The organism is Olsenella phocaeensis, from assembly GCF_900120385.1.
Taxonomy (GTDB): Bacteria; Actinomycetota; Coriobacteriia; order Coriobacteriales; family Atopobiaceae; genus Olsenella_I; species Olsenella_I phocaeensis.
The window spans coordinates 959,916-974,842 of the sequence record NZ_LT635494.1; the positions used below are offsets into that span (position 1 = coordinate 959,916).

Sequence of the window (14,927 nt, forward strand, 5' to 3'; positions counted from 1 at the left end):
CGAGCACCGGGTCCGCCATGCCCTGGCCCAGCTCGCGGATGGCGCGGGCCAGGTCGTCCACGTCATCCGCGCCGTCCGGCCCCACGAGGCCCACGCCCCAGGTGCTCCCGGCAAAGCTCGAGCCAGAGAAGGTCGGTCCGGCGCAGGCCAGGGTCACGCGGGCCCCCTCCTTCGCTGCGGCGACCGCGGCCTGGGTCCCCGCGATGCCCCCACCCACGACCAGCACGTCGCAGCTTGCCTCGGCCTCGATCCTCATGGGGCTCCTTTCCACTGCGTTACCCCTTGCTCCCGTCGGCTGCAAGTGTAATAGAGTGACCCAGTCGGGCGTCGGCACCGGGACGTGCCGCCGCCGTGCAGGAGCGACATGACGCCAGGGAGGGACGATGGACGAGGAATCGCAGACCTATGCGGGCGAGAGGGTCGAGCTCCGCAACCTGGACGAGCTCGACATCGCCTTCGACGAGCGCGGCCTCGTGCCGGCCGTGGTGCAGCAGGCGGGCAGCGGGGAGCTCCTCATGCTCGCCTGGATGAGCAGAGAGTCCCTGGAGCTCACGCTGGGGACGGGCACCAGCTGCTTCTGGAGCAGGTCTCGCCAGGAGCTCTGGAACAAGGGAGCCACCAGCGGAAACGTCCAGAAGGTCCGTCGCGTCCTGGTCGACTGCGACGCGGACGCCCTGCTCCTTGAGGTCGACTCCCCTGGCCCGGCCTGCCACACCGGCCACCGGAGCTGCTTCTTCCGCGCCATTGCCCCGATGGGCGCGTCCGCGTGGGAGGGCGACGACGGCAGGCACGATGCGGGCGATTCCTATCCGTCCGACGGGGAGGACTGAGCAATGGGCGAGAGAACCGCGAACGTCCGGGCAGCGGACATCGGCCAGACCCTGGAGTCGCTTGCCCGCACGCTCCACGGCCGTTGGGAGAGCGACCCCGAGGAGTCCTACACGGCGCGGTTGCTCACCGGCCAGGAAGACGAGCTGCTGAAGAAGCTCGCCGAGGAGGCCAGCGAGGTGATCATGGCCTGCAAGGACGACGACCACGACCACATCCGCTACGAGGCAGGCGACCTTGTCTACCACCTGCTGGTCACGCTCGAGCGCTATGGCGTGGGGCTGGGCGAGCTCGCGGGCGAGCTCGAGGCCCGCAAGCGCTAGCGCCGGCTTCGCGTCCCCCACCTTACTTTGGCTGGATGTTGACTCTTTGTAGTCGGTCGCGACCACGAACTGACGTCGTGCGAGTTGCGTTAACCTAACCCGATAACCATGGCGACCGGACCCTCCGGTCGCGGGCGCGCTTCTCGCGTCCGGCAGCAGGGCGTGGCTCCCGTTCCCGCAAGGGGATAGACTGGTCGCGACTGCTGCTCTCAACGCACGTCCAACGCACCAGAGACAGTATTGCGAGGAAACAGATGACGGAAAAGACACGCGCTGTCGTCAGGTCGGGGGTCGCCCTGAGCCTCTCCCTCACCCTGGCACTCTCCGCAGTCCCGACCCACGCCTTCGCGGCGGACACCGCCGCCCAGACCCAGACCGAGCTCGACTCCGCCCGCGCACGTCTGGACGAGCTCCAGGGCCAGTGCGCCACGGCATTCTCGCAGCTCGAGGACGCCCAGGCCTCGTTGGAGGACACCCGCGCGGCAATGAGCGAGACCCAGTCGCAGATCGACGCGAAGGAGCAGGAGCTCGGCGTCGCGCGCGGCACCCTCTCGCAGACCATGGCGGCCAACTACAAGAGCGGCGTCGACTTCCTCTCGTTCGTGCTCGGCTCCAACGACTTCCAGGACCTCGTCTCGCGCGTGTACTACGCCAACAAGGTCTCGGCCAGCCAGACCGACGCCATCAACGCGGTGAGGACCATCCAGGGCGAGCTGCAAGGGCAGAAGGACCGCCTCCAGGAGGAGGAGAGCCAGCAGGAGGAGCTGCTCAGCCAGTCCGAGCAGAGCTTCAGCCAGATCCAGAGCCTCCAGTCGCAGCAGCAGGAGTACGTGAACGGGCTCTCCGAGGAGGTCCAGCGCCAGCTCGCCGCAGAGCGCGAGGCCGCGGAGAAGGCCGCTGCCGAGAAGGCCGCCGCGCGTGCCGCGCAGCAGGGCGAGAGTGACGCCGGCACCGGCACCCAGTCCGGTGGCCAGGCCCAGTCCGACAACCAGTCTGGCCAGGGCGGGTCTTCCGATAACGGCTCCAGCTCCAACGCCAGCTCCGATACCGGGTCGAACTCCGGCAACGGCGGGTCCAACTCCAACTCGAACTCCGGCGGCGGCGGGTCCAACTCCAACTCGAACTCCAACTCGAACTCCAACTCGAACTCCGGCGGCGGCTCCGCCTCCCAGCCTGACGAGTCGTACGGCTCGGGCATCTCGGCCGTCATCGCCGCGGCGCGCTCGCAGCTGGGCGTGAGCTATTCCTGGGCGGGCAATGCCATCGCCAACCAGGAGTTCGACTGCTCCGGCCTCGTGTGGTGGGCCTACCGGCAGGCCGGCTACAGCATCCCCCGCGGCCAGCGCATGTCAAACGGCTACAACAACTCGATGATCGGCTGGGTGCTCCAGAGGGGCGGCTTCACCACCAACCAGGCCAACCTCAAGGCGGGGGACCTCATGTTCTGGGGCGGGGGCACCGGCTCCACGACCCACGTGGGCCTCTGCATCGGCAACGGGCAGATGATCCACTCCAACTACGGCGGTGTCGAGGTCACGAGCGTCTACTACTTCGCCGGCAGCTTCGTGGGCGGCGGCCCGATCGTCTAGCCTGCGGGCAGCGACGGCCGTCACGGGCAAACGGATCGGCACGGGGAGGCTTCGCTTCGGCGGGGCCTCCCCTTCTTCTTCCGGGTGGCTGGCCATGGTGCGACGGCCTGCCTCCGTGTCGCCTGCGGCTGGGCCAGCACCATCTTCTGGCCGTCTTGAGCTACCACGTCCCGCTTGGCTCGCGGAACCGCCCGGCCGCACGACCCGCCGCGGGGGCCAGTCCGGGGGGCCACCGTCCATGGGATAATCGGCCCAGAGGCCGACACCGCAAGCGCAGGCGGCGCCAGCTCCTAGGCGACCGTGGGACTCGTGCCCCCATGGGCCCACCCATCGCGCTGTCGACCCGCAGGTATGGGGTTCCCGACGGATGGGAGGTTGGAAGATGAACGCCGCGTCAATCCGCACGTCCCTGGCAAGGAGGCTGGGTGTCCTCGTCGTTCTCGTCGCGCTCGTCGCCCTCGTGGGCTGTGGCGCATCGAAGGGCATGGGGACGGTGGCGCCCTCCAAGGACCCCAAGGCGGACTTCCTGGGCACCTGGACCGCCGTCTCGGTCAGCGACAAGGACCTGGGTGACCTCACGCTCGAGGACATGACCGGGTTGGGGATCTACTTCCGCATCACGCTCGTCGAGGACGGCACGGGGACGATGGACCTCGCCGGAGACGTCGAGGACCTCAAGTGGAGCCTCAAGGACGACACGACCGTGCTCATCAACGACAGCGAGACTGCGGCGAGCAGCCTCGAGCTCAAGGACGGCAAGCTCGTGGGCGACGAGGACGGCACCAAGATGGTGTTCGAGAAGGGCGACCTCGTCAAGGAGGACATGCCGAAGGGCGGCGGAAGCACGGACGACAAGGCAAGCGAGGCCGTGGACTACCTCATCGCAGACGACGAGCTCGCCACCATCCGCATGACCGAGGTCTTCGTCGACTTTACGGGCGACCCCGGCTTCGTGGTCAACTTCAAGAACAACTCAGACAAGAGCCTCAGGATCTGGTCGCAGTCCGAGAGCTTCTCCATCAACGGGGAGATGCGCGAGCCCATCGGCCTCTTCGAGCTGACAAAGCCGGGGACCTACGTCGACTGCAAGGTCTTCTATGATGGCGCCGAGGTTGGCCACGAGCTCGCCTCCCTCAAGGACATCAGCGGCAAGATCGAGCTCATGGACGAGGACTACAACGTCCTGCGCACCTACGACTTCAGCTACAGCTACGGCGCGAAGGGCTAGGGCGTCAGCCGCCTGCCCTAGGGGCGGGCGGGAGAGGCCTCCGTCCGTGGTCGGGACGTCGCTGCGGGGCGGATGGCCAGGCGGGGCGGCGGGAGCGGGTCTCTCGCCGCCCCTACATGCCGATGTCGCCGCCTCGCTCGCGCGCCCAGAGGTAGAGGTCGACGCAGCGCTGCGCCAGCACGTCGAGGGAGTCGTAGAGCCAGGTGGGGCGCTCTGCCAGGTCCTGGTAGATGACAGAGAGCTCGGTGCAGCCCACCACGACGGCGTCGCAGCCCTCCTGGCGCAGCTCCTCGGCAATGGCGCAGAGCTCGCCCGGGTCGTAGGGCGCGTTTGCCTTGACCCCGTCGTAGATCAGCGACATGATCCTGCGCTGCGTCTGGGCCCTGGGCACCACGCCGACGAGCCCGCGCTCTGCGAGGTAGCCCTGGAAGACGCCGGACTGGACCGTCCCGTCGGTCGCCATGAGGCCCACCCTGCCGCCACGACCCACGTCGAGTGCCATGCGCTTGGCGGTCTCCTCCATGATGTTGAGGACGGGGACGTCCACCGCGTCGCTGATCGCGTCATAGAAGTAGTGCGCCGTGTTGCAGGCAATGGCCAGGTAGTCGGCGCCTGCGTCCTCGAGCCAGCGGGCGACCTTGCACATCTCAGGCTGGGGGTTCGGGTTCGAGTGGTCCAGGATGTAGGCGGTGCGGTCGGGTATCTGCGGGTCGTTGAAGACGATCATGGGGATGTTGTCCTGGTCGCTCGCCGCAGGGGTCTTCTTGATGATGGCCTCCATGAAGTAGGCGGTGGCCAGGGGCCCCACCCCACCGATGATTCCCAGGATTGGCTTGTTCACGAAGGCTCCTCCCCGGTGCGCACGCGCCTCTCGCCCATCCGGACGATTGTAGGCGAGTGGGAGGGAGTTCTGTTCCTACGGTGCACTGTCCCTGCCCCCTTCGCAGCCTGCCTACAATATGCGGAGGCCCGCGCCACGCGGGCGGGCAGGGTCGGGCGGCCGGCAGGCGGGTGGCATGGCGCCGCCTGGGCAGGGCCGAGGCACAAGCACGAGAGACGGGTGCGCGCGATGGCGGAGCAGGCTGTGGAGGGTGGCAGGTCAGCAATGGGGGAGAGGGGCGCTGCTTCCTTCGTGCCCATCCTCCTGGGAACCGAGATCGGGTCCTACGGCATGGCGCGCGCCTTCTGGGAGCGCTACGGCGTGGCCAGCGTCTGCTACGGCAGCTTCCCCCTCACCCCCACACGCGACTCCAAGTTTATCGAGCAGCGCTGCGACGCCAACATCCTCGACCCCGCGCGCTTCGTCGAGCTCCTCAACGCCGACGCGGCGGACTTCGCGGGCAAGGTCCCCCTGGTCATACCCTGCGGCGACGACTACTCGCTGCTCCTCTCCAACCACAAGGCCGAGCTGGACCCCAGCTACCGCTGCATCTGCTCCGGTCCGGGCGTCCTCGACGAGCTCAACGACAAGGCCCGCTTCTACGCCCTCTGCGAGCGCGCGGGCGTGCCCTACCCCCGCACGGTGACCATCGGCCCCGAGGACGAGGGACGGCTCCCCGAGCTGCCCTTCGGCTTCCCCGTGGCGCTCAAGCCCACCGACGCCGCGTCCTGGCGCAACCACCCCTTCCAGGGCCAGAAGAAGGCCTTCGTCCTGGACGACGACAAGATGCTGGCCAAGACGATCCGTCGAGCCTTCGCCTCGGGCTACGAGGGGCAGCTCGTGATCCAGGACTTCATCCCCGGCGACGACGGCAACATGCGCGTCATGAACGGCTACGTGCGCCAGGACGGCTCGATCTCGCTCCTCTCGCTGGGGCATCCCGTGCTCGAGGACTGCGCTCCCATGCGCATCGGCAACTATGCGGCCATCGTCTCGTACGCGGACGAGGACATCTATGCCTCCGTCGAGCGGCTGATGGGCCACATCGACTACTTCGGCTACTTCAACATCGACATGAAGTACGACGAGCGCGACGGCAGCTGCAAGCTCCTTGACTTCAACCCCCGCCAGGGGAGGAGCAGCTTCTTCACCACGCTGGCCGGCTACAACCTCGCCGAGCACGTGGTGGCGGACGTCGTCGAGGGCAGGCGCGGGCCCGCGGTCCACGCCACCAACGAGTTCCTCTGGGTGGGCGTGCCCCGCTCCATCGTGTGCCGCTACGCCGCGAAGGGGCCGGGCCGCGACCGCGCGCTCGAGCTCATGCGCCAGGGCAGGGTGGGCACCACGCTCTTCGGGGCGCACGACGACAGCCCCCGGAGGCTCTGGAACATGGCTAAGCTCTGGGCGCATTACTATCTGGACTTCAAGAGGCACTTCGGGCATAGAGAGCTCGAGGACTAGGCGAGAGGGGCACACATGGCGGACTCGTCGCTCGAGCTGAGGCGCGCGCTCGCGCGGCGCAGCGGCACCTCCGAGGACGACTGGTTCCTCACCTACCGGGCGCGGCACGGCATGCTCGTGGCCTTCTGCGAGCTCGCACGGCTGCGGGGCGCGGGCGAGGTCGTGACGCAGCTCCTGACCTGCTGCACCGCCGTCGACCCCATCGTCGAGGCCGGGCTCGCCCCGCGCTACGCGGACGTCTCGGCGTCGAGCCTGGCGCTCGACGCCTCCCGGCTCGGACTCGGCCCGAGCTCGCGGGCCGTGGTCCTTCAGCACAGCTTCGGGATCTTCGAGCCAGCGGGCGACCTCGCCCTGAGGGAGGCCGCGGACGCGGCGGGGGCGCTTCTCGTCGAGGACTGCGCCCACTGCGTGGGGAGGCTCGCGCGCGACGGCGAGGGACGACCGCTCGCCGACGTCTCCGTCCACTCCTTCGGGGTGGAGAAGATGCTCCCCACCCACTTCGGCGGGGCGGTGTACGTGAGCCCCCGGATGGCGGACTCCGGGCTCAGGGCCGCCCTGGTGGGGGCTCTGGGCTCGCTTCCCCCCATCGACCCCGTGCTCGAGGAGGCCGCCAAGGGCTATCGCAGCCGCATCCGCGTGCTCAACCACCTGCCCGCCGGTCCCCGCCGCGCCCTTCGCGCGCGCTGGGAGGCCCGAGGAAGCTTCGACGCCGCGATATCACCCGAGGAGCAGAGGGGCCACGTCTCGCACGAGCCCTGCCAGCCTGGCGAGTGGATAGCCTCCCGGGCCCTGGAGGCCCTGGAGGGGCTCGACGCCCAGGAGGCCCTGCGACGAGAGGCCGTGACGGAGTACGTGCGCTCCCTTGCCGACACGGGAGTTGCCCTGCCCGCCGCCGTGTGCGCAGGTCCCGCCCAGCCGCTGCTGCGCCTCCCCGTCTTCCTGGCCGACTCCGGGCGCTCCGAGGCTCTCCTCGCCAGCGTGCGCGCGGCGGGGCACTATGCCGTGCCCTGGTACCGCCCGCTCCTCTTCCCCGGCGTCGAGGACCCTGCTTCATATGGCTTCGACGGCGGCATGGAGGGGCTCCCCGTGACCGAGCGCCTCTCGCGCGGGCCGGTGGCGCTTCCCTGCGACGTCACGCCCGAGCAGGCACGCCAGCTCGCGGCCCTCGCGGCAGAGGCGGCCCGCTAGCATGGCCGCGTGTGGGGGCAAAAGGCCGGGCGAGGGGGAGCCTCTCGCCACAGACCGCTCCGAGGGCGGCAGGCCCAGCATCGCCGAGCAGGTGGAGCTCGTTCCCACCGACCCCGGCTGCTACCTCTGGAAGGACGGCAGGGGCGAGGTCATCTACGTGGGCAAGGCCAAGAACCTCCGCGCCCGCATGCGCCAGTATGTGACCCTCCAGGACGACCGCGCGAAGATCCCCCTCATGATGCAGGTGGTGCGCAGCTTCGACTACGTGGTCGTGGGCTCCGAGCACGAGGCGCTGGTGCTGGAGCGCAACCTCATCGCCCAGTACCACCCCTACTTCAACGTCGACTTCAAGGACGACAAGAGCTATCCCTACATAGCCATCACCGAGTCGGACGTATACCCGGCCATCAAGTACACCCGCGAGCGCCACCGCAAGGGGACCCGCTACTTCGGTCCCTACACCGACGCCCAGGCCGCCCGCGAGACCATCGACACCCTGCGCAAGGTGCTCCCCATCTGCTCCGCCAACTGCGCGGAGTGGAAGAGGGCGCGTCGCTACCTCCAGAGCTACCCCGACGACGTGGCCGTGGCCAACATGGTCCTGGCCGAGCGCGGCCGCCCCTGCTTCGACTACCACGTGGGTCGCGGGCCCGGCGTCTGCTGCGGCGCCATCACCACCGTGGACTACGCACGTCACGTGAGCCAGGTGGAGAGCTTCCTCTCGGGGAGGCGACGACAGGTGGTGGAGGAGCTCGAGGAACAGATGCGCGATGCGGCGGCCGAGCTCGAGTTCGAGCGCGCCTCCCGCATCAAGCGGCGCCTCGACGTCATAGGCGGGCTGGACGACCGCCAGGAGGTCATGTTCTCGAGCGACGTGAGCCTCGACCTCATCGGCTTCTACCGCGAGGAGACGATCAGCTGCGCCTGCGTCTTCGTCGTGCGGGAGGGGCGCACGATCCGCACCAGCGAGTTCATCCTCAACAAGGGCATGGACGTGGACGAGCAGGAGCTCGCCGCCGGCTTCCTCAAGCGCTACTACGACGAGACCGCCGACGTGCCCCAGGAGGTCGACCTCGCCTGCGAGCTGCCCGACGCGCAGCTCCTGGGCGAGTGGCTCAGCGCGAAGCGCGGGAGGCTCTGCCGCTTGCACCGCCCCCAGCGAGGAGAGAAGAGCCACCTCCTCCAGATGGCGGAGAGGAACGCCCGCCACGCCCTCATGCGCTACATGGTGCGCACGGGGTACGCCGACGAGCGCACCAACCAGGCCCTCCTCCAGCTCGAGAGCGCGCTCGCCCTGGAGCGACCGCCGATGCGCATAGAGTGCTTCGACATCTCGACCCTGCACGGGGCCTTCACCGTGGCGTCCATGGTGGTCTTCACCAACGGCCGGCCCGACAAGGGCCAGTACCGTCGCTTCAAGATCCGCGCCGAGCTCGACGAGGCCAACGACTTCGCAAGCATGGAGGAGGTGCTGGGCAGGCGCTACAGCCCCAAGAACATGGGGGACGAGCGCTTCGCCGCGGCGCCTCCCGACCTCCTCGTGGTGGACGGCGGCAAGCCCCAGCTCTCCGCCGCGATTCACCAGCTCGAGGAGCTGGGGCTCGACATCCCGGTCTGCGGTCTGGCCAAGTCGGACGAGGAGGTCTTCGTCCCCTGGGACGACACGCCGGTGGTGCTGCCCTCGGGCTCTCCCTCGCTCTACCTCATCAAGCAGGTGAGGGACGAGAGCCACCGCTTCGCCATCACCTTCCACCGGGAACTGCGCACCAAGGCGCAGTCCGTCTCGGTGCTGGACGACGTCGAGGGCGTGGGGCCCAAGCGCAAGCGGGCCATCCTACGTCGCTTCGGCTCCCTCAAGGGCCTGCGCGCCGCGAGCGTCGACCAGGTCGCCGAGGTCGAGGGCCTTCCCCGCTCCGTGGCCGAGGAGGTCTGGCAGACGGTGCACGCCTGGGAGGGGGAGGGCGCGTCCCTCTCGCCCGAGACGGAGGCGGATGCCGGGGGAGCCCCTGGTCCCAGTTCGCCTTCCGGCGGAGAGGGGCGAGGGGACGGGTCGGAGTAGCCCACGCCCGAAGCCCCTGCCACCCCGTCCGTTGCCCCTCGCTTGCCGCTGGGCGGAGATGATCTCGAAACATGCCTGAAATGCCATACGCTAGCGGGCGAGAGGTTGCGCCGACCCCGTTCTGCGCAACAAGGGACACGTTTGCGTGGAGAGAGGCAAGAACATGAAAGACCTGATGGGCAAGAACCTTTCGCGTCGCACCTTCCTCGGCGTCTCGAGCGGCGTCGCGGCCGTCGCGGGCCTGGGGCTCGTGGGCTGCGGCGGCGGCTCCGGCAGCAACGGCGGCAGCAGCGCCGGTGGCGAGAAGGCGGCCGGCGGCACCCTCACCGTGGGCACCGCCTACGCGACCCAGAACTACCACCCGTCCACCACGTCCTCGGCGCTCGCCCTGAGTGCCAACATGAACGTGGTCGAGGGCCTCTACGAGCTCGACTTCCATGACTACAGCACCCGCGCCGCCCTGGCCGCCGGCGACCCCACCAAGGTCGATGACACCACCTTCGAGGTCAAGCTGCGCGACGGCGCCAAGTTCTCCGACGGCACCGACGTCAAGGCGGAGGACGTCGTCTCGTCCTTCAAGCGCGCCAACGCCGAGGGCAACATCTACGTCTCGATGCTCACCCCCATCGCCTCCATCGAGGCCAAGGATGACACCACCGTCACCGTCAAGACCGCCTTCCCCGACTTCTCGCTGCTCAAGGAGCGCCTGGCGATCGTCAAGGTTGTCCCCAGCTCCGCGACCGACGAGGACCTGACCGCGAAGCCCACCGGCACCGGCCCCTGGATGTACGACGAGATCACCGACGCCTCCGTCACCCTCGTCCCCAACCCCAACTACAACGGCGAGTTCGCCGCCAAGGACGAGAAGATCCGCTATGACGTCCTGAAGGACGCCACCGCCCGCGTGACCGCCGCCCAGGAGGGCACCGACCTCATCTGCGAGTCCGTCCCCGCCGACTCCATCGACCAGCTCAAGAGCGCCGGCCTCTCCATCGACACCGTCCAGGGCTTCGGTACCCGCTTCATGATGTTCAACGTCAAGAAGGCCCCCTGGGACAACGTCAAGGTCCGCCAGGCCGTCATGTACGCCCTGAACTACGACCAGATGATCTCCAACGCCCTGGCCGGCATGGCCTCGACGCCCTCCTGCTACCTGCCCGAGACCTTCACCAACTACAACAAGGCCTCCATGGTCTATTCCTACGACCAGGAGAAGGCCAAGTCCCTCATCGCCGAGGCCGGCATCACGCCGGGCGCCATCACCCTGCGCACCACCGACAACGACCAGGTCGTCGCCATGTCCACGCAGATCAAGAACGACCNCCCGTCATCAAGAGCCTGCCGGGATGCGCCAACCACCGCTTCTCGGAGCTGCCCGACGACTACCTGAGGCAGAACGGGCTCGTTCCCTATCTAGACACCCTCAAGGAGGTGAGGTAGGTGGCCGACCAGAAGGAACCCATCATCTTCCTCGATGACATCTCCGTTACCTTCCGCACCCGCACGGGATCCATCCTCCACCCCAACCTGGTCCATGCGGTCCAGGGCGTGACCATCAAGCTCATGCCGGGCGAGACCATAGGAATCGTGGGCGAGTCGGGCTGCGGCAAGTCCACCACGGCCAACGTCATGTGCGGCCTGCAGTCGCCGACCTCCGGCCACGTCTACTTCCAGGGGACGGACGTCACGAAGCGCACGGCGGACCTGCGCAAGAAGATAGGCCGCGTCGTCTCGGTCGTCTTCCAGGACCCCGCCACGGCCCTCAACCCGCGCATGGTCGTCCGCGACCAGCTGCAGGACCCGCTGCTGGTGCACAAGGTGGGGGCGTCCGCCGACCAGGAGAGGCGCATCAACGAGCTCGTGGAGCTCGTGGGCCTGCCCAAGAGCGCGCTGCGCGCCCTGCCGGGTCAGCTCTCGGGCGGGCAGCGCCAGCGCGTCGCCATCNCTCTACGAGCTCGACTTCCATGACTACAGCACCCGCGCCGCCCTGGCCGCCGGCGACCCCACCAAGGTCGATGACACCACCTTCGAGGTCAAGCTGCGCGACGGCGCCAAGTTCTCCGACGGCACCGACGTCAAGGCGGAGGACGTCGTCTCGTCCTTCAAGCGCGCCAACGCCGAGGGCAACATCTACGTCTCGATGCTCACCCCCATCGCCTCCATCGAGGCCAAGGATGACACCACCGTCACCGTCAAGACCGCCTTCCCCGACTTCTCGCTGCTCAAGGAGCGCCTGGCGATCGTCAAGGTTGTCCCCAGCTCCGCGACCGACGAGGACCTGACCGCGAAGCCCACCGGCACCGGCCCCTGGATGTACGACGAGATCACCGACGCCTCCGTCACCCTCGTCCCCAACCCCAACTACAACGGCGAGTTCGCCGCCAAGGACGAGAAGATCCGCTATGACGTCCTGAAGGACGCCACCGCCCGCGTGACCGCCGCCCAGGAGGGCACCGACCTCATCTGCGAGTCCGTCCCCGCCGACTCCATCGACCAGCTCAAGAGCGCCGGCCTCTCCATCGACACCGTCCAGGGCTTCGGTACCCGCTTCATGATGTTCAACGTCAAGAAGGCCCCCTGGGACAACGTCAAGGTCCGCCAGGCCGTCATGTACGCCCTGAACTACGACCAGATGATCTCCAACGCCCTGGCCGGCATGGCCTCGACGCCCTCCTGCTACCTGCCCGAGACCTTCACCAACTACAACAAGGCCTCCATGGTCTATTCCTACGACCAGGAGAAGGCCAAGTCCCTCATCGCCGAGGCCGGCATCACGCCGGGCGCCATCACCCTGCGCACCACCGACAACGACCAGGTCGTCGCCATGTCCACGCAGATCAAGAACGACCTCGACGCCCTGGGCTTCGACGTCTCGATCCAGACCGACACCTCCGCGGCGACCTACGCCGCCATCGACGGCGGCGAGGCCTACGACCTCCTGCTCGCCCCCGGTGACCCCAGCTGCTTCGGTGCCGACCCCGACCTGCTGCTCAACTGGTGGTACGGCAACAACACCTGGATGCAGAAGCGCTGCGTCTGGAACGACTCCCCCGAGTTCGCGAAGCTCCACGAGCTGATGGACCAGGCCCTCTCCCAGACCGGCGACGAGCAGCAGAAGACCTGGAACCAGTGCTTCGACCTCATCTCCGAGAACGTTCCCCTGTATCCCGTCCTGCAGGTCCAGACCACGACCGGCTCCTGGCGTGACACCGCCAACGGCGACGGCACCAAGGTCTCCAGCGACTTCAAGGGCATCGGGACCACGGGCATCTCGCTGATCGGCGTCTCCACCACGAAGTAGTCGGCTCCGTCCCAACAGGCAGCGCGAGGGTAGGGCCCGGGCTTCAGGTACTGCCCGGGCCCTACCTCCTTGGAGCTGCCACGTCCTGACCGCACAGCGTTCGGAAAGGGGAGAGGCCACGTGAACAACCTCCTGCGCCTCATCGGACGGCGATTGGTGGCGCTGCCCATCATGGCCCTCGGCGTCACGATCCTCGTGTTCTTCCTCATGTCGTTCTCCAAGGTCGACCCGGCCTACAACGCGCTCGGCGAGAGCGCCACGCCGGAGGCGGTGGCCCAGTACCACGCCGACCACGGCCTGGACGACCCGTTGCCCACCCGCTACCTCCGCTACATGGGAGGGCTCCTCCACGGTGACCTCGGGAGCTACGGCGCCTCGAACTACTCCGTCGGCGAGCGCGTGGCCAAGGCCCTGCCTGTCACCATGCAGCTCACCTTCATCGGCCTGATCCTGGGTGCCATCGTGTCCTTCCTCCTGGGAGTGCTCGCCGCGCTCTACCGCGACGGATGGCCCGACCAGCTGATCCGCGTGCTCTCCATCGCCGGCCTCGCCACGCCCTCGTTCTGGCTGGCGGTCCTCATGATCCTGCTCTTCTCGTCGATGATGCACGTGCTGCCCGCCTCGGGCCCGCTGCCCAACTTCTTCGCCAATCCCGGCGGCTATGCCGCGCGCATGCTCATGCCCGCCGTGGCCCTCGCCTTCCCGCTCACCGGCCAGATGACCCGCATCGTGCGCACCGCCATGGTCGAGGAGCTCGACAAGGACTACGTCAAGACCGCGAAGGGCGCCGGGCTTCCCCAGGCCGTCGTCATCGGTCGCAACGTCCTGCGCAACGCCCTCATCACGCCCGTCACCACGCTGGGCCTCAAGATCGGCTACCTCATGGGCGGCGCCGTGGTCATCGAGACCATCTTCAACCTGCCCGGCATGGGCATGGCGATCCTCGAGGGCATCCAGGGCAACGAGACGAACCTGGTCCAGGGCGTCGTCATCGTCGTCGCGCTGTCGTTCATCGTGATCAACATCGTGGTCGACATGCTCTACCTCCTCATCAACCCCAGGATCAGGACGGTGTAGCCATGCTGACTCAGAGAAAAGAACAGGCCGAGAAGCTCGAGCAGGCCGCCGCGGGCGGCGCTCGCCTCGGCGGCTGGAAGAAGATGAGCGTCGGCTCCAAGGTCTCGCTCGTCCTGCTCGTCCTGGTGGCCCTCTCGGCCATCCTCGCCGCGGTCCTCTCGCCCTATGACCCGGTCGAGATCTTCACCGCGCGCCAGGCTCCCGGCGGCGGCTTCATCTTCGGCACCGACGACAAGGGGCGCGACATCCTGAGCCGCATGCTCTACGGCGGCCGCTACTCGCTGGTCATCGGCTTCGGCGCCACCCTCATGGCGCTGGTCTGCGGCTCCGTCATCGGCGCCATCGCCGCGGTCTCGCGCAAGTGGGTGTCCGAGGTGATCATGCGCGTCCTGGACATCATCATGTCCTTCCCCGGCATCGCGCTCGCGGCCGTGTTCGTGTCCATCCTGGGCAACAGCATCGGCTCGATCATCTTCTCCATCGGCTTCATGTACACGCCCCAGATCGCCCGCATCGTGCGCGCCAACATAGTGAGCGAGTACGGAGAGGACTACGTGCGCGCGGTCATCGTCTCCGGCGCCCGCGCCCCCTGGATCCTGATCAGGCACGTCCTGCGCAACTGCATCGCGCCGATCATGGTATTCACCGTGACCCTCGTGGCCGACGCCATCATCTTCGAGGCCTCCCTCACCTTCATAGGGGCCGGCATCCAGGAGCCCACCCCCACCTGGGGCAACATCCTGGCCGACGCCCGCGGTGGCGTGCTCGCGGGCCGTTGGTGGCAGGCGCTCTTCCCGGGCATGGCCATCATGGTCACCTGCCTCGCGCTCAACATCCTCTCCGAGGGCCTCACCGACGCCATGGCCGCCGCCCCCGGCGCCCCCGTCGACGCGGACAACTCCGAGAGCCGCCGTGCCGACGACATCCTGGCCTCCAATCCCGTCAAGGCCTACGAGGAGCAGGCGGAGGCGCTGGGTCGCAGGCTCGGCGCGC

13 protein-coding genes and 1 pseudogene are annotated in these 14,927 nt (G+C 68.1%); 12 read left to right on the forward strand and 2 right to left on the reverse strand.

Annotated features, from left to right (window positions below):
- Window positions 1-256 (reverse strand): FAD-dependent oxidoreductase (locus BQ7388_RS04525; RefSeq protein WP_129583227.1); only part of this gene is annotated, 256 nt, incomplete at its 3' end.
- 127 nt (window positions 257-383) lie between these two features.
- On the opposite strand from BQ7388_RS04525, the gene hisI reads away from it, so the two are divergent.
- The 4 genes from hisI (at window position 384) to BQ7388_RS04545 (ending at window position 3,968) form a co-directional block, all read left to right on the forward strand.
- Window positions 384-830 carry a phosphoribosyl-AMP cyclohydrolase gene (gene hisI / locus BQ7388_RS04530; RefSeq protein WP_072499872.1) on the forward strand — a complete coding sequence of 149 codons (447 nt, stop codon included), beginning with the start codon at window positions 384-386 and terminating at the stop codon, window positions 828-830.
- Window positions 831-833: 3 nt separating this feature from the next.
- Window positions 834-1,151 (forward strand): phosphoribosyl-ATP diphosphatase, encoded by a 318-nt coding sequence (gene hisE, locus BQ7388_RS04535; protein WP_009277844.1) that lies wholly within the window; start codon window positions 834-836, stop codon window positions 1,149-1,151.
- A gap of 254 nt (window positions 1,152-1,405) precedes the next feature.
- On the forward strand, window positions 1,406-2,740 hold the full coding sequence (locus BQ7388_RS04540) for a C40 family peptidase (protein WP_072499873.1): 1,335 nt from the start codon (window positions 1,406-1,408) through the stop codon (window positions 2,738-2,740).
- A gap of 367 nt (window positions 2,741-3,107) precedes the next feature.
- Window positions 3,108-3,968, forward strand: a complete 861-nt coding sequence (locus BQ7388_RS04545; protein WP_234946855.1) for a hypothetical protein — start codon at window positions 3,108-3,110, stop codon at window positions 3,966-3,968.
- Window positions 3,969-4,080: 112 nt separating this feature from the next.
- On the opposite strand, the gene cuyB is transcribed toward BQ7388_RS04545, so the two are convergent.
- Window positions 4,081-4,809: a cysteate racemase gene (cuyB, locus tag BQ7388_RS04550; protein WP_062529748.1), complete on the reverse strand. Its 729-nt coding sequence runs from the start codon at window positions 4,807-4,809 to the stop codon at window positions 4,081-4,083.
- Between the two features lie 228 nt (window positions 4,810-5,037).
- On the opposite strand from cuyB, the gene BQ7388_RS04555 reads away from it, so the two are divergent.
- From BQ7388_RS04555 to BQ7388_RS04590, 8 genes and pseudogenes are all read left to right on the forward strand, one after another.
- On the forward strand, window positions 5,038-6,309 hold the full coding sequence (locus BQ7388_RS04555) for a carboxylate--amine ligase (protein ID WP_156439370.1): 1,272 nt from the start codon (window positions 5,038-5,040) through the stop codon (window positions 6,307-6,309).
- Window positions 6,310-6,324: 15 nt separating this feature from the next.
- On the forward strand, window positions 6,325-7,497 hold the full coding sequence (locus BQ7388_RS04560; protein ID WP_062529752.1) for a DegT/DnrJ/EryC1/StrS family aminotransferase: 1,173 nt from the start codon (window positions 6,325-6,327) through the stop codon (window positions 7,495-7,497).
- A gap of 1 nt (window position 7,498) precedes the next feature.
- On the forward strand, window positions 7,499-9,556 hold the full coding sequence (uvrC, locus tag BQ7388_RS04565) for an excinuclease ABC subunit UvrC (protein WP_072499875.1): 2,058 nt from the start codon (window positions 7,499-7,501) through the stop codon (window positions 9,554-9,556).
- Between the two features lie 400 nt (window positions 9,557-9,956).
- On the forward strand, window positions 9,957-10,946 hold the full coding sequence (locus tag BQ7388_RS04570) for an ABC transporter substrate-binding protein (RefSeq protein ID WP_456319926.1): 990 nt from the start codon (window positions 9,957-9,959) through the stop codon (window positions 10,944-10,946).
- A 50-nt stretch (window positions 10,947-10,996) separates the two neighbouring features.
- Window positions 10,997-11,500, forward strand: a pseudogene (locus tag BQ7388_RS04575) (ATP-binding cassette domain-containing protein); the annotation flags it as partial.
- A 94-nt stretch (window positions 11,501-11,594) separates the two neighbouring features.
- Window positions 11,595-12,857, forward strand: coding sequence for an ABC transporter substrate-binding protein (locus tag BQ7388_RS04580; RefSeq protein ID WP_407668493.1), 1,263 nt, complete (start codon window positions 11,595-11,597; stop codon window positions 12,855-12,857).
- A gap of 120 nt (window positions 12,858-12,977) precedes the next feature.
- Entirely contained in the window at window positions 12,978-13,934 is a 957-nt protein-coding gene (locus BQ7388_RS04585; RefSeq protein ID WP_009277836.1) for an ABC transporter permease, read from the forward strand.
- Window positions 13,935-13,936: 2 nt separating this feature from the next.
- A partial coding sequence (locus BQ7388_RS04590) for an ABC transporter permease (protein ID WP_234946856.1) occupies window positions 13,937-14,927 on the forward strand: 991 nt, incomplete at its 3' end.

What these genes read in the sequence shown, in the direction of transcription:
- hisI (WP_072499872.1), top strand. Translation starts at nt 384, where the DNA reads ATGGACGAGGAATCGCAGACCTATGCGGGCGAGAGGGTCGAGCTCCGC.
- hisE (WP_009277844.1), top strand. Translation starts at nt 834, where the DNA reads ATGGGCGAGAGAACCGCGAACGTCCGGGCAGCGGACATCGGCCAGACC.
- BQ7388_RS04540 (WP_072499873.1), top strand. Translation starts at nt 1,406, where the DNA reads ATGACGGAAAAGACACGCGCTGTCGTCAGGTCGGGGGTCGCCCTGAGC.
- BQ7388_RS04545 (WP_234946855.1), top strand. Translation starts at nt 3,108, where the DNA reads ATGGGAGGTTGGAAGATGAACGCCGCGTCAATCCGCACGTCCCTGGCA.
- BQ7388_RS04555 (WP_156439370.1), top strand. Translation starts at nt 5,038, where the DNA reads ATGGCGGAGCAGGCTGTGGAGGGTGGCAGGTCAGCAATGGGGGAGAGG.
- BQ7388_RS04560 (WP_062529752.1), top strand. Translation starts at nt 6,325, where the DNA reads ATGGCGGACTCGTCGCTCGAGCTGAGGCGCGCGCTCGCGCGGCGCAGC.
- uvrC (WP_072499875.1), top strand. Translation starts at nt 7,499, where the DNA reads ATGGCCGCGTGTGGGGGCAAAAGGCCGGGCGAGGGGGAGCCTCTCGCC.